Origin of the sequence: Rhizobium sp. CCGE531, from assembly GCF_003627795.1 — a bacterium.
Taxonomy (GTDB): domain Bacteria; phylum Pseudomonadota; class Alphaproteobacteria; order Rhizobiales; family Rhizobiaceae; genus Rhizobium.
Genome location: NZ_CP032686.1, coordinates 38,565 through 56,674, shown reverse-complemented (window position 1 = coordinate 56,674; position 18,110 = coordinate 38,565). Strand labels below are relative to the sequence as shown.

Here is an 18,110-nt window from a genome sequence, read left to right as displayed (position 1 = left end):
CTCCTCACCTGTGCCGCATCACCACAAGGGTAATATCGTCATGGATCTTGTGGGTCCCGATGTAAGTCATCAAATCGTCGAGTATGCCCGCGACCACTTCTTCCGCGGTCCCGCCATGCAGACGGCGGGCATCCTCCAAAAGCCTATCGAAGCCGAATAGCTCGCCTTTTGAATTCTCCGCTTCGGTAACGCCGTCGGTATGCAGGACAACCATGTCGCCTTTCTCGAAGGGTACTTGCCGCGTATCGATAAAGGGAGCTATGTCAAGCTCGAGGCCGACCGGAAGACCGAGATCGCCTGTGTCTATCCGCTCCACCTTGCCGTCCCGGCGAATAATGATCATGTCTTCGTGCTGACCGGATATCGTCAGTCTCTCGCCGTCGTAGTCGAGGAACGACAAGGTAAGATGCTTGTCGGTCCGTGTCCGTTCGATGTTCTTGAAGATTGCGCGGTTGAGATCGGTCAGGAATTTTGCCGGGTCCATCTCGCCCGCCTCCTGCAGGGCGCGGGCGATCGATTGCACCATCAGCATCAGCACACCGCTCTCCAGCCCGTGGCCGGTCACGTCGCCAATGCCGATCTTCAGGTTGTTTCCGTTCTGCAGAACATCGTAGTAGTCGCCGCCGACTTCGTCGGCCGGGCGCATATATGCGGCGATTTCCAGATGCTTGATTGCCGTCAGCTCCTTGGCCCGCGGCAGGACCATGAGCTGGATCTGCCTGGCGACATTGAGCTCCGCACCCAGCCTCAGGTTTTCGTCCTTCAATTGACTGTTGAGGGTTGAAATCTCTTCCTTGGCCGCCTCGATCTCCTGGGTTCGGTCCGAAACGAGCTTTTCGAGGTTTTCGGTGTGGAAGCTGATATCCTCCGCCATCCGGTTGAATGCGATGCCAGCCTCCGCCACCTCGTCCCTGGTCGAGATATCGACCCTGACCGAATAATCCTTCGCCTGTATGCGCTTGGCGGCGCTCGCCAGCGCGCTGATGCCGCTGGTGACGCGTTTGGACGCAGCAAAGACCGCCGCCGTAACGATCATCAGGGACACCAGGACCGCCATGATCTGATAGAGCAGGATGCGGTTGGTCGCCCGCGATATCTCATCCTTGGCGGCAATGAGCGAGGCATAGATCTCGCGCTCGGGTACGACTATCCCGAGCGACATGACCTCGCGCTGCACAGGCCCATCCACCCAAAGATTGGTCGGGCGCAACTGCTTGACGACCACGAGATAAGGAACGTCCCCTCCCTGTTCGCTGAGGGAGATATGCTGGATCACGCCATCGGTATCGAGCGGCAGCTTGGTGATGGCCGTTTGCATGCTGTTGCGCAAGGATCGGTCGACGCCGGTGACCCCCTTGGCGGCAGCATCGCTGGCGGCACGCAAGCCGATGACCTTCTCGCCCACGGGATTGATTGCGACGACGTTTCCATTCGACATGGCGAGGAAGCCGAAACCGGTTTGGGCGACTTTCACGTGCTCAACGATTTCGGCAAGCTGCGTCAGGGTAATATCGGCGCCAGCGGCACCGGCCACATGATGCCGATCTGGCGTCCACAAAGGGTGGAAAAAGCTGACGATCAGCTTTCCGGTGATCGCATCGGTATAGGGAGCGGTCTGGGTGATGTAATCGGCGACGGGCCTTGACGAGGGGCTGGCGGCCCATTGCTGCCAGGATTCGTAGAGCCCCGGAAAGAAGAAGGTCCAGAAGTCTGCGCTATTGTGCCCGGGATAGAGCTTATCGAAAGTCTGTGCCTGCGTTGTATAGGGCGCTGTCCGGAATAATGGTCGCTCTCTCGGACCAATATAGTACATCTGCAATTTCGACGCGCCATTGTGCAGCAGCGATGGCGCGACTAGGTTAAGCACCGCACTCCACTCAATATCGGCCTGTACCTGAGGCAGGGGGCGGTGATCCTTGTCCAAAAGGTAGCCCCAGACGCTGACCACGGAGGGCGTTCCGGGAAGATTTTGCGCCCACTGGCCCACAGGGTCATACGCCACCGTTACAGCACCTGGAGAGGCCTGGGCTATGGCGGCGCCAACAGTCCCGCTCCTGGCGGGATTGTCGATCTGGTCCTGCAGTACACCCGCCAGCGCCTTCACGTCGGAATGAACCTGATCGACCAGCAGACCGACCTGGGCTGCGGTCGAATCCGCATAGGAACGGATGTAATCCTGGCTCGCCTTCTCCAGCCCCAGCCCCACCTCCGTCGTCGCATTGCGCGAAAGGCGCTGCACGTTCCACAGCGCAAGGCCGCCGCTGACCATGAGGTCGAACAGGACCGCTCCCCCAACGACGAGCAGAAACTTGGCACGAAATGAGCGCAGCCCGAGCCGTTGCTTGGCAATTGGGGTGTCTGTCATAGCGGCTTCTGCCCCGAGGAAGCCCAGATGGGCCAGCCGGCATAACCTCTGGGGTGGAGTGCAGCGAAAATATGATCGGCGAAACCTTGCTTGAATCGCTCGATGAATGCTGGAGGATCACCTCTTCTAACGGCCATTTCATCGGCATAGACATTCTGCCACGCTGTAATGACGTCTGCGAAATCCTGGGGATTGCCATCGAGATTGGTGACCATGAAGCTTTCCATTCTCACATCCGTGAAACCGGCGTCCAGCAGCATGCGGCGCCCCTTCGGCCCCATCTCGACATCCATGTCGAAATGAGCAAACAATTTCGCGACCTCGTTGTAGGTCCATTGAATACTGTCGGCTCTGGGCTCTCCAAGACAATGAGAGTTCTTTTCGTTGGTGATATAGACCCTGCCACCCGGCTTGCATATGCGAAAGAGCTCCCGAAGCAGGAGATCCGGGCGGTCGAAGATCTGCAATGAGTGCCTGCAGGTCACGAAATCGAACTGGTCGCTGTCGAACAGCATCTGTGATGCATCGCCATAGGTATATTCAATGTCGGTAACATCGAAATCCTCGGCGACCTTGCGGGCATATTCCAGGCTGGGCACCGAATGGTCGAGGGCAACGATCCGTGCCGGCTTGAAATCCTTTCGCAACAGCATGGCGAAATCGCCGATGCCGCAGCAGATGTCGGCGATATGCAAACCCTCGCGAAGGCCGTGCCGCGGCAATATCTCGCGCTCATGCCGCCACGTCATTTTTGTTTGGGTCCGGAGGATCGGTATGAAGCTCTGGTTCTCTACGAATGTCTGCCCGGGATAGAAGGCGGAATCGTAAATCTCGACGATGATGTTGGGCGACAGATCGTTCAAATGACGAAACAGTCGCGATGCCCATGCAACAACGCTCGAAGCGACGACCGTCAGTTTGAGATCCGGCCTCGATCTCGTGGCATCGAGGAGTACGTGCGCCAGGGCGCGGAACGCCGTATTGTTCATATGGGTGACGCGCTTCAGATTGACATAGCAGACGCCGTTCACCGTCTCGATGCCGTTGCGCAGCAGGGCGAGATCATCGGCAAGCTCCGCAACCGAATGCGGCCTAAGGACTCCTGATAGAGAGAATTCCTGATTGTTGGCGTCGAATTGCGCCGTGAAACGGCCAGAGGAGAGGTTGCTCAATTAAGTAGCCTTTCGAGCGCGAGATCCACCACGAAAGTCATCATTCCGGTATCCTGACCGGACAGCTCGATGTTGGCATCGTAATTGACGGCAAGGCCGAGAAGGATCGCATGCTCGGCACGCGCGGCGTCATCGGTGATGACATCGAGATAGTTTGCGAGCGCCTGGCCGTTTCCAATGCGTTCAACGATTGTCTCATATGAATTGCGTTGCTCGGCCGAGCAGGGAAAGGTCAATTCGATGCGTTCGGTTGAGCCATTTCGGTAGAAACGACAGGTAAGAGCACCATCGCTCTCTCTGGTGTGGAACGACATCTCGAAGAGCTCGTTCAGGGCTGCCGACAGCAGATTGGCATGGCGGATGGGATCGTGACGATCGTGGCTGACCATGCGGGCCACATAAGTGGCGGATTGGTCGCAATGCGACCAGTCCGCCACCAGGGTCGCCATCTCCATCTCCAGTTCAAGCAATGGCTCGAAAGCCGCGTCCACTAGCACCTCCATGGTACCCTCTCGAGAAATTCCCAAATGAAATGCGCTTCAGAGACTCACGGGCTAGCATGAAATTCGATGAATGTCGGGGTGAATTGAGTGCGCGCGCCTTGCCTTATGAAATCATCAAGCTTGTCGGCGCTGAGCGGAGGGCTGATGCCGTAGCCCTGTAAGCGGTCGCAGCCCTCCTCCTGGAGCCAGGCTACCTGCGGCTGCGTTTCGACACCCTCTGCGGTCACCCGCATGTCCAGACCATGGGCGAGGCCGATCACGGAACGCACAATGGTCTGGCTTTTAGTGTCCTGCAGAAGATCCCTGATGAAGTAGCGATCGATCTTGATCGTATCGAAGGGAAAATTCTTGAGATAGCTGAGCGAAGAATATTCCGTGCCGAAATCATCGAGGGAAATCCGAATACCGAGCACGTTCAGCGTGTTCAGCGTGTCCAGATTGTTGGTCGTCCTCTCGAGAAGCACGCCTTCGGTAATTTCCAGTTCCAGACGCTCGGCCGGAAATCCAACGATATCGAGCGTTTGAGAGATGCGATCGGTCAGGCCCGGTGTCAGGAACTCCGCCGGAGAAAGGTTGACCGCAAGCGTATAGTGCGCCGGCCATGCCAGGGCTTCGCGGCAGGCTTCCTCCAGCATCCACTGACCGATTTCGCGCATGAGACCGTCGGCTTCGGCCATGGGAATGAAAGCCGCCGGCGGAATGATTCCGAGGGTTGGATGCCGCCAGCGCAGCAGCGCCTCGAAGCCGACCACATTGGACGGAGGCTCCACCAGCGGCTGATATTCGATGAAGAACTCGTCGTGCTGCAGCGCCACGCGCAGGCTGCGTCGCAGCAGCTCCCTTTGTTCGACCACGACCAGCATGGCCGGATCGAAAGTCCGCGCACGCCGGCGTCCCTCTTGCTTGGCGGCATAAAGGGCGACATCGGCAGCCTTCATCAGCTGTTCTCCTTCATTGCCGTCGCGCGGCGCAATTGCGATCCCCACGCTGACGCCGACGAAGAGAGAGATGCCGTTGACCGTGAACGGCTTCTTGAATTCCGCAACCAGTGCCTCCGCCAGTTTTTCTGCCTCGAAGGCCCGTTGCGGACCGACCTGGATGATGGCGAATTCATCGCCGGCAAGACGGTAGACCGTTCCGCCGCGGCCGAGCGCTTCCTTGATTCTTTCGGCGGCGAGTTTCAGCACGATGTCGCCGGCGCCGTGGCCAAGCGTGTCGTTGACGGGCTTGAAGTCATCGAGATCGAGCTGCATCAGCGCCGGCTCGATCTTACCGCTCACCGGAAGCAGTTGTGCCAGTGCTGCGCTGAATTGGCGGCGATTGGGTAATCCGGTCAGTGCATCGTGCGTTGCCTGATGGATGAGCCGCGCTTTTTCATTGTCTTCGGATGGCGGGCTCCCATTCGTGCTAGCTCCGTTGGTTTCGACAATCAGGAGCCCCGCTCGGATATAGGAGACGAGGAAGTTGCATTTTCCCCGCCTCGAATCGTCAAGCCGGATAGTGCGGGGCTCACTGGTATCGATTACCTGACGAATGAGCTCGGCAAGCGCCGGTTTTGCAAGTGCCGGGTAGGCCTCCCACAACGTCATCTCGTTCCGGGACGCAAGGCCGATATGCTCTTTGAATCTCTTGGAGGAATCGAGCAGTTTGAGATCGAGATCCCAAAGCGAAATTGTCGCCTCTAAACCGTTGGCGGATTCGGACTCATATGGAATTCGCTGTGACCGATCCACTCGGTTCTCTGGCATATGGCCTCGTCCTCCTAAGCTAGCCACGCAAATTCCGGCCATTGTCCAGTTTGAACTGGTCCGTTCGCATCGAAGCATGCGAATCAATAATCGCAGTCTCATCGAGCGAACGGCGCAAGTCGTAACTTACCGGAACGTAGCAACCGCTTTCGGCGAATATATTACGAGATCTTCATATTTAGCAATGATTACTGCGCCATATGTTGTTTAAAAGGATGGCAAGCAGTATCGGCCTGTTTCATTACCGAATGCAACATAGTTGCACTATTGCAAGAAATATTGTTTTGGTTGCAGATCTTCCAAAGGTCAGATCTTTCGCCCCGTCTCGCGTACTTACCGAAGTTCATCGCCACGATCGGCGATCCAGCTCCGTCGCTCGGCGATATTGTAGCGCGACTGGATGAAACGGGTGAGCGATTTCTTCGACGGCGCACTCTTGCGGGAGCCGCAAGGTGGCCAATCAGAGGGACGAAAAGTCGGCCTGTTGATGATTGATATCGACTTGTTCGAGCCGTTTGGTGATCGTTATGGCGATCTGGCCGGTGACGATTGTCTCAAATAAATTTGGTTGCGCAATAAAGATTGCAATTATGTCAGCCAATAGCGTGATTGCCCGTTATGGCGGCAAAAAGTTTGCGGTTCCACTTTCCTATACTGATCAACCTGGGGGGCCGCGATCATTGCCGAACAGATCAGGTAGGCAATCCTCCGATTGGCAATATCGCACGAGCTCAATCCCGATCTCGTTGCCACAATCGGTATCGGCGTCGTCGCTCTGCGATTGTTTCGGTGCTTGGATCGGAGATCTTCTGCGCGGGTCGGTCACGCGTTTTACCGGGCGAAGGATGGCGGGCGCAACAAAATTGTCGCGAACTGAACGCAGCCACGGTTCGGCCGCAACGCCACCTGTCCGCGATCCTCTGATCTATTGGGTGACGCCGTCGCGTGCCATCCACGATACGAACGCGTCCAACAGCACGGGGTCGAACTGTCCGGTTGACCTGAGCATCGCATCGATTGCTTCGCAAGGGGACCATGCGGTCTTATATGGCCTCATGGTCGTAAGAGCGTCGTATACGTCGCAGATTGCAGCGATGCGTGCAACCTCGGGGATTTCGGCTCCGGCAAGCCCGTATGGATAGCCGGAGCCATCGAACCTCTCATGGTGATAGAGACAAATGTTCAGAACGGCTTTCGGTATGCCCTCGATTTGCCTGAGCATCTCGTGGCCCAACTCTGGATGTGTGCGGATAACCATGAGCTCGGCGGTATTCAACGGGCCAGATCTCTCCAATAGCTTCGTTGATAAACCCATTTTTCCGATGTCATGTAGCAGTCCGCCGAAACCGAGAGGGCCTACCGCATCTTCGTCCAATCCCAAACTCCGGCCAAATGCAATCATCGATGCGCTTACGGCCAACGAATGAAGGAGAGTTCCTTCCTGACCGCCTTCGGGCTTTTCAGCACCGATTAACGCAACAACATCGACCGAGGACCGCGACATAAGCTTTCCGACCACTCTGCCGGCGGAATCATATTGGATGTCGCGGTAACACCGTGCCCGATTAAAAAGATGTCGAACGTCCGGTATGGCTTCTTTGATCAGCCGCTTGGCCAGTCTGACCTGCTTTGCTCGGTAGGGTGATTGGACGTTGGCAGCAATTCCAAGAGCAGTTGACCTCATCGGCCTTAGAACATCCGCGCCACTATCCGCATCTTGCCTCGCGTCGATCCATATTGCCTCCCGCTGCACTGTCGGCTTGATAGCCACGCGAGATGGCTTCGGGAAATTGTCAATCCCGCTGAAAACCTCATCCGCAGAGCGTTCTCGCTCCCCTGCGAAGTTTTTCATATCCAGCTGATGTAATCCGAATTTCTCGATCACCGGAACCGCCTGCCAGTCGTAAAAATGCTGAATGCGGCAATAAATATTATTCCCGAACAACAAGCAGGGAATCGGATGATTATAACAATCATCGTCTCTAATGTCGCGTCAAATTTTAAAATACATCATCAATACGATGAAATCATCAATTGTCTTCTAAATTCAATCGATGGTTATATATTTTAATACTATCAGTATTTGAAATTTTAATGATATTAATCGAATATAAACTTTACAAATTATACTACAACCTGATGGGTTCTGAAAATAACTGGCGAATTTTGTGCAAGAACGGCATGGTCGCAGCCTGCAGCTACCGCCAGAACGATGAAAATCCTGCATCACCGCAGAGGAATTCATCGATCATATCGAAGGAGCTTTCGAAGTTCGCCAGCCGGCGAGTTTACGATCCTCCAAAGTCCGCCAGATCATACTAGGCACCGAACTGCCTGGTATCTTGTTCACAACGATCCCATAGAATTCGGCATCATCAAACGAGCCTACCCCCAAGGTCGTAAGAAACCTGCGATAGCTGGGAGGCATTCGAACACCCAGCATCTATTCTGCGGCGTCGAGCCCTGCCGGCGGAAGTCTGTCGCTTACGGCGCGAATAGGAAAATCCGCATTCTCGATCTGAGATGCAGGCCACTAGGACCTTTCTTGAAACCGATCCTCGTCGATGAATCCGATCCCGACGGGGTTGCGCTCGAACATCTCTCCCCCTCGATCTTACCGCCCATCGCAAAGCGCCAATCGATCGGAACATGGGTCACGCCTTCGCCCGTGGTTAGCTCCCAACCGTCAAGGGCATCTTCCCTTTTTTGTCGATCAACCCACGCCACGTCTTACGGGTCTTCGCACGCCAAAAGCGCGGCCCATGAACGCGCAGGCGCTTTTGAACTGGGCCGACTTTCAGCCCGCATGTTCATGAAGAAGCTGCCACGCTATTTGGAGCAAAGGCGGCACCGACGAAGGTTACGTCCGTGCCCGGCTTGAATGGCGTGTGCCCTACCCTCTCCAGGATATATGCCATCACGGCTGCGGCGTTTTCAGGACCGAGCGCTTCGCAGGCATCCTGATACGAGGAGGTAGGCGCCGATCTCTGCGAATGAACCCCGACTGAATGGTGCCTTCAGCTTCCGTTCCAACGAGGGCGTCTAAAAGAAAGACGTTCAACCGCGGTCCTATCCGCCTGAGGAGACACTGACATGATCCGCACGTCTTTCATTGCAACCGCACTCGTCGCTCTCGTTGGCCTCACCGCCGCAGCTCCCACCATGGCCAACGATGTGCGTATCGAGCAATATGGCTGGTCGAACTCTGCCGGTGGTGCGCAGGAAGGATATGGAAACCGGATCAGAACCTACCAGAGCGGTGGCTACAACCGGATTGTTGGCCATCAATATGGTCGCCATAACCTTTCGGCTGTCGGTCAGCAAGGCAATGACAACTATGGCGCCACCTATCAGAACGGCGACCGCAACGTCGCCGGCATCGGCCAGTTTGGCTCCAACCATACGACCATCCTTACCCAGGACGGCAACGGCAACATCGCGGCTGGTGTCCAGGTCGGTCATGGCTGCAGCGCCAATGTCAACCAGGGCGGCAACGGCAATGTCGCCGCCTTCGTCCAGGCCTGCCCGTAAGCGGCCGCACGATGACGCAAAAGAGGTCAGAATCGCGACAGCAGACCATTAGGAGAGACGACCCATGCCAAATAGCGTCAAACATCCACGCCGCCTGATGGCCATTCTTGCGCTGGTCCTGCTTCCCGTCGGCGCGGTTGCGGCCATGACGACTGCGAACCAATCTGATGAGGCGCAGCTTTGCGAAATCAAAGCAACACCTGCAGCAGGCATGGTGAGACTGGATGCGCTCGTCCACGCCGACAGCCATGTCGGCGGGACCTACACCTTCCATGTCGAGAAATCAGGAGACGGCGGAAGCTCCACGATCAACCAGAGTGGCGACTTTGATGCGACGCCGGGACATTCGGCTATCCTCAGCTCCGTCTCGCTCGACGCCGAAGGAACCAAATACAAGGCGACATTGGATGTCGTGATCGGGGACAAGAGTGTCAGCTGCACGAAGCAGATCGGCGACAACTGAACGGTGCGCGGCGGCAATCACGGTGAGATTCAGCGTCAATCAGGATGAGACTCTGCGGCGGGGGTGTGACGTAGGGAGGGCGTAGCCCGACCGGAGTTACACCCCCGCCGCGGCGCAAAATTTCGGCGTCTCATGATCGCGGTCGGCCCGCTACGCTGGCGGTTTTCTGGAATGGAGAACCACCTTTGTGCCGGGTCGCCATGTAACCGATCATCAGATGAGATCATTCATGAAGTATCGACAAACGCATTCTGTTGAGGTCGCCGCCGCGAAGGCGTCGATTAGCCGGGCGACGGCTTTCCGTATGGAGAAGGAGCAGCGCCTTCCGTCGCAAAACAAGCCGCCACGCGGTCGGCGTCGCCCCGATCCGCTTGAGCATATCTTTGACGCGGAGGTGGTTCCGCTCCTCAAGGCCGCTCCCGGCATTCGTGCAGTCGCCGTTTATGACGAGATGTTGCGGCGTCATCCCGAGCTGTCCGAAGGCATTCGCCGGACACTCGAGCGGCGCATCCGGTCATGGCGGGCCGCTCACGGCCAGGAGCAGGAGGTGATCTTCCGTCAGACACATGAGCCCGGCCGGTTAGGGCTGTCGGATTTTACCGACATGGGCAGCCTCTGCGTGACGGTCGCCGGTCAGCCGCTCGACCATCTGCTCTATCACTTCCGGCTGGTCTGGTCAGGTTTTGAGCATGCCCATGTCATTCTTGGCGGCGAAAGCTTCGTCGCCTTGGCGGAGGGACTTCAAAACGCCCTGTGGTCCGTTGGAGGCTCGCCGCTCTATCACCGCAGCGACAGCCTGTCGGCCTCCTTCCGCAACCTCGATGCCGATGCCAAGGTCGATCTCACGCACCGCTATGAGGAACTGTGCGCTCATTACCGAATGACGCCAACCCGTAACAACAAGGGTGTCGCCCACGAGAACAGCTCGATCGAAAGTTCTCACGGCCACCTCAAGAACACGATCCGCGATGCACTTCTGATGCGCGGCACCAGAGACTTCAACGATCTCCGCTCCTACCGTGCCTTCATCGATGAGATCGTCAGCCGTCGCAATGCCGCGCATGGCAAGCGCATCGATACCGAGCGCCCGCATCTGCAGGCGCTTCCCGAGCGCCGCACCACCGACTTTGAAGAGGTGGCGTCACCGTGTCGCGCACCGGCGGCTTCGCCTTGCGCAAGGTCTTCTACACCGTCCCCTCCCGTTTGATCGGCCACCGGCTGCGTGTGCGTTTGTTTGACGATCGCCTCGACGTCTTCATCGGCGGCACGCATCTACTGACGCTGCCCCGAGGGCGCGCCCAGGCGAGTGGCAAGCACGATCAGGTCGTCAACTATCACCACGTCATCCACTCTCTGCGCAAAAAGCCGATGGCGCTTCTCAACCTCGTCTATCGCGACAAGCTCTTCCCGCGGCCGGAATACCGACGGACTTTCGACGCTCTCATCGAGCAACTCCCTGACCGGCAGGCTTGCAAGATCACCGTCGAACTGCTGGCGCTGGCGCACGATCGCGGCTGCGAGCGTGAACTGGCCGAGGAGCTTGCCAGAATGCTCGACGCCCACAAACTGCCTGACTTGGCGGCCCTGAGAACGGCCTTCGGCCCGGACCCCGATCAGTTGCCGATCGTTCATGTGCAACTCGCATCGCTCAATGGCTATGAAGCCCTGATCAGTTCGGCTTACGTGGGAGAGGTCGCATGAAGACCAATCACATCATCGACGAAGCCCGGCTCGGCATCATGCTCAATGAATTGAGGCTGCCGACAATCAAAATGCTGTGGCCACAATTTGCGGAGCAGGCCGATCGTGAAGGATGGCCAGCGGCTCGTTTCCTCTCGGCCATTGCCGAACACGAACTGGCCGAACGGGCGCATCGCAGGATCGAACGTCACCTCGCCGAGGCGCATCTGCCGCCCGGAAAGACGCTCGATAGCTTCGCCTTCGACGCCGTGCCCATGGTCTCAAAGGCCCAGGTCATGGCCATTGCCGCAGGCGATAGCTGGCTCGCCAAAGGTGCCAACAGAGCTGGTTCGGAAAAACTGGACAGCAAGGATAAGTGGAATTTCTGCCTGACTTTGGCTTAGATGCCGGAAACAGGAGAGAGCATGACGAGACGACCACGCCGGAACCACAGCCCGGCTTTCAAGGCGAAGGTGGCGCTTGCCGCCATCAGGGGTGAACAGACGCTGGTGGAATTGTCGCAGCAGTTCGACGTGCATGCCAATCAGATCAAGCAGTGGAAGGACCAGCTCCTTGAGGGGGCGACAGGCGTTTTCGGCGATGACGCCAAAGCGGAACCGGCGACTCCGACCGTCGATGTCAAAACCCTGCACGCCAAGATTGGGGAACTGACGCTTGAGAACGATTTTTTATCCGATGCGCTCGGCTTCACGTTGCGACGCTGATGAAGAAGATGGGCATTGAGGCGATTTATCGTCGTCCCAACACGTCGAAACCGGCACCTGGTCACAAGGTCTATCCGTATCTGCTCAGGAAGCTGACGGTCACCAGACCCAACCAGGTGTGGGCAATGGACCTGACCTACGTCCCCATGGCGCGGGGCTTTGTCTATCTCTGCGCCGTCGTCGATTGGTTCAGTCGCCGAGTGCTTTCATGGCGGCTGTCGATCACGATGGAGACGGCCTTTTGTATCGAGGCGGTTGAGGAAGCTCTTTGCCGATATGGAAAGCCAGACATCTTCAATACCGACCAGGGATCGCAGTTCACCTCCATCGACTTCACGGCGGTGCTGAAGAAGGCCGGGATTGAAATCTCGATGGATGGCAAGGGCGCATGGCGGGACAACGTCTTCGTCGAGCGGCTCTGGCGGTCGATCAAATACGAGGAGGTCTATCTCCATGCCTACAAGACCGTGTCCGAGGCCCGCGCTGGCATCGGCCGCTATTTGACCTTTTACAATACCCGACGTCCACATTCATCCCTTGACCGGCAGACGCCGGACCAGGCTTACTTCAACGCGCTGACACCGATGATGGTGGCGGCATAATCGAGGCGGAAATCCACTTAGCCAAACGTCGCAAGCTGTTCAGACAAACCGAGCCACCTCTAACATCCTGCTGTTCGGGCCGCCGGGCGGCGGAAAGAGCCATCTCGCTGCAGCCATCGGCCTCGCGCTGATCGAGAACGGTTGGCGGGTATTGTTCACTCGCACGACCGACCTCGTCCAGAAGCTGCAGGTCGCACGGCGTGAGCTCCAGCTCGAATCCGCCATCGCCAAGCTCGACAAGTTCGATCTGCTCATCCTCGACGATCTGGCCTACGTCACCAAGGACCAGGCCGAAACCAGTGTGCTCTTCGAACTCATCTCCGCCCGTTACGAGCGGCGATCCATCATGATCACTGCCAATCAACCTTTTGGAGAATGGAACAGGGTCTTCCCGGATCCCGCCATGACCCTCGCCGCGGTGGACCGTCTCGTGCACCACGCGACGATCTTCGAGATGAATGTCGAAAGCTACCGGCGCAGATCAGCCATGGAAGCCAAACGTCAGCGTGGAAGGCCTGCTTCGTTCGCGACAGTCAAAAGCTCCGCCACGTTTGTCGCGGAGCGGCATCAGCAACCGACGAGACTCTTGCCAGCGACAATCAACATGATACCTTCACCCCGACCGCGACTTAAGAGTCTCATCTAGATTGTCGCTAGCGTCTCATCCTGATCGCCGCGCTATAGAACGGCCTCCACACTCTGCAGATCTCTTTAAAAGGGCGCCGGTTTCTGGCCCAGCCACTTACCTAAATGTGGATTCGTTTGAATGATCGGTAGCAATGTCTGTTACAACATTGGTTGTCGGGGGTATTGCTGATGCCGGAGATTTTTGCGGAAGACCCAAAGCGGCTTCGACTGGCCCTGGCGGACTTGCACTTCGAATAGTCACCAAGCGCGAAGAATGGGGATGGGCCTGTCTTTGTCCGTGAAGTGCGATGACAACTACGCGCAAATCACGGGCGTGTCCTTGCCCACAGTAGATGACCGGGTTGAACCGCAAGCGAACCTTTCATCTACGCCAGAGTCTTATCCTGGCGGCTAACAGTTTAGCGACTGGGAGTGGCAACGTCGTCGAGCGCTCGTGACGGCGGGGCTTTACATCAGCTATCTGCAAGCGCCTAGCCGTTCTTCCGGGGGCGTCCGCCCTTGGCACCGTTAGCACGGCTTGCCTCTACCTTGGCCGTTGAACGGGACTGACCGCCTCGGCGCTGCGCATCCATGAACTTCGCAGTGCCGAATATGCCGTTCATCAACCCGGAGATGGTAAAATCCACGTCCAAGCTTTCCCAATGCAGGCCGGTGCCGCCGAGAAGCTCGACCTCCGCCAACTGCGCAACGGTTGCATTCTCCAGGCCTTGTATCGATCGGGCAGGCACCATGAACGCAGCGCCGTTGGTAAAATCCACAACGATGCGGCCGGATGCCTCATCGAAACGGGCTGATGCCGGGATAGGCGCGCGGGCGCGTTCCGCCTCCCCCTTCACGGTAGCTTCTCGGTAGTGACGATCTTCAAAGACAACTTCACCCATGGATGCTCTCCCATTTTTCGATGAACAGGCGCTTGTTCGCCTGAACAATGGCAAGGGCTACGCTTAAATCCCGCTTCTTCATTCCCCGGTTTGATATCACGGTGAGATCAAGGATATTGATTCGGGCCTCCCCATCTCCATAGACATGGGTGTGCGCCGGTTCGTGGTCATCCGTGTAAATGACAAATCGCATTCCTGCTTCGCGGAGAACGGTGACCATGCTCGAAAATAACCCAACAACTTGGGTTTTTCAAGAGCCATAAGGCGCTCGACTACCAGCTTTCGAACGCGAAAATTGCACCGACGAAAACTTTGCGGTGATGTGGAACCGCCCCACAAATCGATTCCACATTTGAGTAAGTGGCTGGGGTTTCTGGCGCCCTTTTGCTTTTGATCAGGCCACAACGACTGAACGACAACTGAACGGGCAATTCCGACTGGGTTCAGCTTAAAGATGCGAAGGTTGATCATCGGCTAAGGCAGCCGGCCAATGGAGATCAGAATGACCCGCAACGTGTTTAAGATCCTTACCGTCACTCTTCTTGCCGGGAGCCTGGGGCTGGCAGCCTTGTCTGTGCCGGCCTATGCCGGCGGCCGGATCTCGTTCAATCTCGCGCCGGACAATGCCGAGGATGCGGGTCTTTTTTCAACCGGACTGCGCGTCTATTCGCTCTACCGCGGTCTGAAGGACGCCGACATCCGGCAGCTGGGCCGGGGTAATGCGGCTGGCATCGCTCAAGCTGGCCGTGGCAACCTCGGCTTCATCCAGCAGCGGGGCAACGGCCATTCCGCAACCTTGCGGCAGAACGGCAACAACAATGCGTATGGCATTTTCCAATACGGGCGAAATACTGAAACCGACGTGGTGCAGGATGGGGATAACGGCAGTGGCGCTACCTTCAGCTATGGCTGGTAAGGTAGTTCACAACAGTCCAGAAGCCGATGTCAGGTTGTTTCATTAACGCCTGGACAAGGCCCTTGCCAGGCATCGAGCCTTCCGTCGGAAGCATCGGCGACAGCTACGACAACGCGCTCGCCGAAACGATCAACGGTCTTCACAATGCCGAGGTCATTCACCGGCGCGGACCATGGCGCAGCTTCGAGGCGGTGGAATTCGCCACCTTGGAATGGATCGATTGGTTCAATCATCGACGGCTCCTGCAGCCCATCGGAAACATACCGCCTGCCGAAGCTGAGGAGCAGTATTACGCCATGCTGGACGCACCGGCCATGGCCGCATAACCTAAACGAAACAGCCTCCGGCAAATCCGGTGCGATTCAGATCGTCTACGCGCTGCCTTCTTTTACGGCTAGATCGATGAATGCAGGTAGGCTGGCATGGATGCGTTGTCCGCCTTTCGAGCAAGATAGAGCCGTGCCGTATCCAATGCCTCGCGAATAGTCAGATCCATGTCGAGATAGCGATAGGTGCCGAGCCGCCCGACGAAGGTGATCGATGCTTCCAAGTTTGCACGCTGCACATATTGAGCGAGCTGCTCTTTGTCCTTGACGAGGCGGATTGGGTAATAAGGAATGTCATCAATGCCGCATTCCCGCGAGAATTCGCGATAGCAAACCGATCCTTTATGCTCTTCCCAAGGCGAGAAGTGCTTATGCTCGGTGATCCGCGTATAGGGCACGCTCACGTCACCATAATTCATCACCGCGCAGCCCTGGTAATCGCCATCATATTCGAATCGTTCGAAATCGAGTGTTCGATATCCTAATGGGCCGAATTCGTGATCGAAATAGCCGTCGAGCGCGCCGGAATAGAACACATGGGCAAAATCTTGCTTCTGTGTTCTGTGGAAGCGGGTCTTGAGACTGACGTTGATGTTGGGATGGTCGAGAATACGGTCGACCATATCCGTATAGCCGCTTTCAGGCATTCCCTGATATTTGTGAGCAAAGTAGTTGTCGTCGTAGTTGAAGCGCACCGGTAGCCGTTTCAGGATGGATGCGGGCAATTCCGTCGGCGAGCAGCCCCACTGCTTTTGGGTATATCCCTCGAAGAAGGCTTCGTAGAGATCCCTGCCGACGAAGCGGAGTGCCTGTTCCTCGAATGTCTGCGGATCGTCGATGGATCCATCCGCCTGCACTTCGATGAAGGCGCGGGCCTCATCCGGCCTGAAGGTCTTCCCGAAAAACTGATTGATTGTGTGCAGATTGACCGGCAAGGAATAAACTTGGCTCTTTGACGTCGTCTTCACACGGTTCTTATAGGGCCTGAAGGTCTGGAAGCTGTTCACATAGTCCCAGACCTCGGTGTCATCGGTATGGAAGATGTGCGGGCCATAGACATGGACCATGACCCCGGTGTCCTTGTCGCGCTCCGTATGGCAGTTTCCAGCGATGTGGTCGCGTGCATCAAAGATCTCGACCTGGTGACCTGCCAGTGCGAGCTCCCGTCCGATCACCGCCCCTGACAGTCCCGCGCCTGCAATACCGATTTTTCCGCTAGCTCGCATTCCAAGATGCTCCAATCTCGCATTCAGAAAGTCTACGCAAACAAAAGGAGCGCTACACCGCGATCGCGCTGCGCATCAGCTCGTCATAGGCGTTAATCAAACGATCCAGTGCCAAGCCATTTTCCTGTGGTCCGAAGCTGAGATGGCTGACCGTGAAGTCCGAGTAGATCGCCGTGGGCCGGTCGAGAAGCTCCGGCAGGTCAACCGTCAGCGCACGCTCATCATCGCCTTCCGGCAAAGCCATATGCACGAGGTCCTTGCCGAGCCATGCGATAAAGTTGATCGATTGACGTTCTTTCCACTCGATCACTTTGCTCGGCAAAGGAAGATGCTTGCTGTCGGTCTGCAAGAAAAACTCGTGGAGGTTGTTGGCGCGTTCCGCGCTTTGCCACAGGCTTCCGCCGAAGCCGCCGGGCGGCCGTTCAAATTCGCCGATTGCCTCGGGAATGGAACCGGCCACCTGTTGCCAGTGGGCGCAGACCCCGTTGTTTACGACATTGGCGGAGACCAGCACATATTTCGGATTGGTACGCCGGAATTCGATGAAATCGCTGAGCTTCTCGACATCCATGTAGACGATGTCGTCGTCGCACTTCAGGAATATCGAGTCGGCATATGTCCTCAGTCGTTTTGCGTAGAAATCATAAGCTTGCCAATAGGGCATCTGCTCGTTTGGATTGCCGACGAAGCGTTGTATTCGCGATCGTACGTTCCCTAATTCCAGGTCCGCACCCCAGCCACCGCGAACCATGATCGATGCACCGGCCGCTAGGTCGACGTCCGACCACTGACCGACCACCACGTTGTTGACATGGAGTGAGGGAATACCGGCGGCATCGATATTGAGTACGATCTGGTTTGCAATGCCCGGAGATAGGACGCCCGGCGTCGGCCGGCTCCAGACAGTCGTTGCATCGTCACGATCGAAATTCTTGAGCGCGCTGCGTGGAAGCTTGCGCAAAACGGAGTGCGAATTGCTCCAGCCGCCGACGACCAGCTCGAAATAGTTGTCACTGCCATCATTTGGTACGATGGCAATGTGGAAATCGTTGGTGATCGTTGCGCTAAGGCGGAGCGGCTGGTTAGGCGCCACCGATCCGGCGGACTGATATAGCGCGGCGGAGCCCATATAGCGGATCGGCCCGAATTGGCGCGTCACCCACTCATGGTCCTGTTGCGAGCGCGTAAAATCCCACACATGCCACTCGTCTATGATCCCGGCATCCATGGCGGACTGGACGTACCGGGTCAGAATTTCCATTCTTTTCTGTCTGCCCGCAAATGTGACAAGAATTACTGGAGCCATTTCAGCCTCGCTTCCTGG

13 protein-coding genes and 5 pseudogenes are annotated in these 18,110 nt (G+C 56.9%); 9 read left to right on the top strand and 9 right to left on the bottom strand.

Features of this window, described 5'->3' with window-relative positions; all coding sequences use genetic code 11:
- Positions 1-4: 4 nt before the first annotated feature.
- Genes CCGE531_RS26570 through CCGE531_RS26555 form a run of 4 tightly spaced genes read right to left on the bottom strand, consistent with a single transcriptional unit; the run spans position 5 to position 5,788 of the window.
- Complete coding sequence (locus tag CCGE531_RS26570) at positions 5-2,365, bottom strand: SpoIIE family protein phosphatase (protein WP_120669538.1); 2,361 nt, start codon at positions 2,363-2,365, stop codon at positions 5-7.
- Positions 2,362-3,537, bottom strand: coding sequence for a class I SAM-dependent methyltransferase (locus CCGE531_RS26565; RefSeq protein ID WP_120669536.1), 1,176 nt, complete (start codon positions 3,535-3,537; stop codon positions 2,362-2,364). Before CCGE531_RS26565 ends, CCGE531_RS26570 begins: the two co-directional genes overlap by 4 nt.
- Positions 3,534-4,040 (bottom strand): ubiquinone biosynthesis methyltransferase UbiE, encoded by a 507-nt coding sequence (locus CCGE531_RS26560; RefSeq protein ID WP_120669534.1) that lies wholly within the window; start codon positions 4,038-4,040, stop codon positions 3,534-3,536. Before CCGE531_RS26560 ends, CCGE531_RS26565 begins: the two co-directional genes overlap by 4 nt.
- A gap of 44 nt (positions 4,041-4,084) precedes the next feature.
- Positions 4,085-5,788: a bifunctional diguanylate cyclase/phosphodiesterase gene (locus CCGE531_RS26555; RefSeq protein ID WP_120669532.1), complete on the bottom strand. Its 1,704-nt coding sequence runs from the start codon at positions 5,786-5,788 to the stop codon at positions 4,085-4,087.
- A 409-nt stretch (positions 5,789-6,197) separates the two neighbouring features.
- On the opposite strand from CCGE531_RS26555, the gene CCGE531_RS26550 reads away from it, so the two are divergent.
- Positions 6,198-6,350: a diguanylate cyclase gene (locus tag CCGE531_RS26550; RefSeq protein ID WP_162944035.1), complete on the top strand. Its 153-nt coding sequence runs from the start codon at positions 6,198-6,200 to the stop codon at positions 6,348-6,350.
- A gap of 363 nt (positions 6,351-6,713) precedes the next feature.
- Here the strand turns inward: CCGE531_RS26550 and CCGE531_RS26545 are convergent, their stop codons facing one another.
- Positions 6,714-7,673, bottom strand: coding sequence for an HD-GYP domain-containing protein (locus CCGE531_RS26545; RefSeq protein ID WP_162944034.1), 960 nt, complete (start codon positions 7,671-7,673; stop codon positions 6,714-6,716).
- A 1,208-nt stretch (positions 7,674-8,881) separates the two neighbouring features.
- On the opposite strand from CCGE531_RS26545, the gene CCGE531_RS26530 reads away from it, so the two are divergent.
- The 6 genes and pseudogenes from CCGE531_RS26530 to CCGE531_RS26500 all read left to right on the top strand — a co-directional run.
- Positions 8,882-9,319 carry a curlin gene (locus CCGE531_RS26530; protein WP_120669524.1) on the top strand — a complete coding sequence of 146 codons (438 nt, stop codon included), beginning with the start codon at positions 8,882-8,884 and terminating at the stop codon, positions 9,317-9,319.
- Between the two features lie 64 nt (positions 9,320-9,383).
- On the top strand, positions 9,384-9,782 hold the full coding sequence (gene csgH / locus CCGE531_RS26525) for a curli-like amyloid fiber formation chaperone CsgH (RefSeq protein WP_120669522.1): 399 nt from the start codon (positions 9,384-9,386) through the stop codon (positions 9,780-9,782).
- Positions 9,783-9,999: 217 nt separating this feature from the next.
- Positions 10,000-11,483, top strand: a pseudogene (istA, locus tag CCGE531_RS26520) (IS21 family transposase).
- Positions 11,480-11,803, top strand: a pseudogene (locus CCGE531_RS26515) (ATP-binding protein); the annotation flags it as partial. The pseudogenes istA and CCGE531_RS26515, both read left to right, overlap by 4 nt.
- Positions 11,804-11,887: 84 nt before the next feature.
- Positions 11,888-12,789, top strand: a pseudogene (locus tag CCGE531_RS26510) (IS3 family transposase).
- 58 nt (positions 12,790-12,847) lie between these two features.
- A pseudogene (locus CCGE531_RS26500) lies at positions 12,848-13,422 on the top strand (ATP-binding protein); the annotation flags it as partial.
- 485 nt (positions 13,423-13,907) lie between these two features.
- Here the strand turns inward: CCGE531_RS26500 and CCGE531_RS26495 are convergent.
- Both CCGE531_RS26495 and CCGE531_RS26490 read right to left on the bottom strand, forming a co-directional pair.
- The gene (locus tag CCGE531_RS26495; protein ID WP_106996398.1) at positions 13,908-14,318 is read right to left on the bottom strand and encodes a DUF2442 domain-containing protein; all 411 of its coding nucleotides are present in this window, start codon (positions 14,316-14,318) and stop codon (positions 13,908-13,910) included.
- On the bottom strand, positions 14,311-14,538 hold the full coding sequence (locus CCGE531_RS26490; protein ID WP_007535288.1) for a DUF4160 domain-containing protein: 228 nt from the start codon (positions 14,536-14,538) through the stop codon (positions 14,311-14,313). The genes CCGE531_RS26495 and CCGE531_RS26490 overlap by 8 nt, the downstream gene beginning before the upstream one ends.
- A gap of 282 nt (positions 14,539-14,820) precedes the next feature.
- Here CCGE531_RS26490 and CCGE531_RS26485 point away from each other — a divergent pair, with 282 nt between their 5' ends.
- Both CCGE531_RS26485 and CCGE531_RS26480 read left to right on the top strand, forming a co-directional pair.
- On the top strand, positions 14,821-15,234 hold the full coding sequence (locus tag CCGE531_RS26485) for a curlin (protein ID WP_162944033.1): 414 nt from the start codon (positions 14,821-14,823) through the stop codon (positions 15,232-15,234).
- Between the two features lie 68 nt (positions 15,235-15,302).
- Positions 15,303-15,560: pseudogene (locus tag CCGE531_RS26480) on the top strand (integrase core domain-containing protein); the annotation flags it as partial.
- A 68-nt stretch (positions 15,561-15,628) separates the two neighbouring features.
- On the opposite strand, the gene glf reads toward CCGE531_RS26480, so the two are convergent.
- The gene (gene glf, locus CCGE531_RS26475; protein ID WP_120669518.1) at positions 15,629-16,786 is read right to left on the bottom strand and encodes a UDP-galactopyranose mutase; all 1,158 of its coding nucleotides are present in this window, start codon (positions 16,784-16,786) and stop codon (positions 15,629-15,631) included.
- A gap of 52 nt (positions 16,787-16,838) precedes the next feature.
- Positions 16,839-18,092 carry a hypothetical protein gene (locus tag CCGE531_RS26470; RefSeq protein ID WP_120669516.1) on the bottom strand — a complete coding sequence of 418 codons (1,254 nt, stop codon included), beginning with the start codon at positions 18,090-18,092 and terminating at the stop codon, positions 16,839-16,841.
- Between the last annotated feature and the right edge of the window lie 18 nt (positions 18,093-18,110).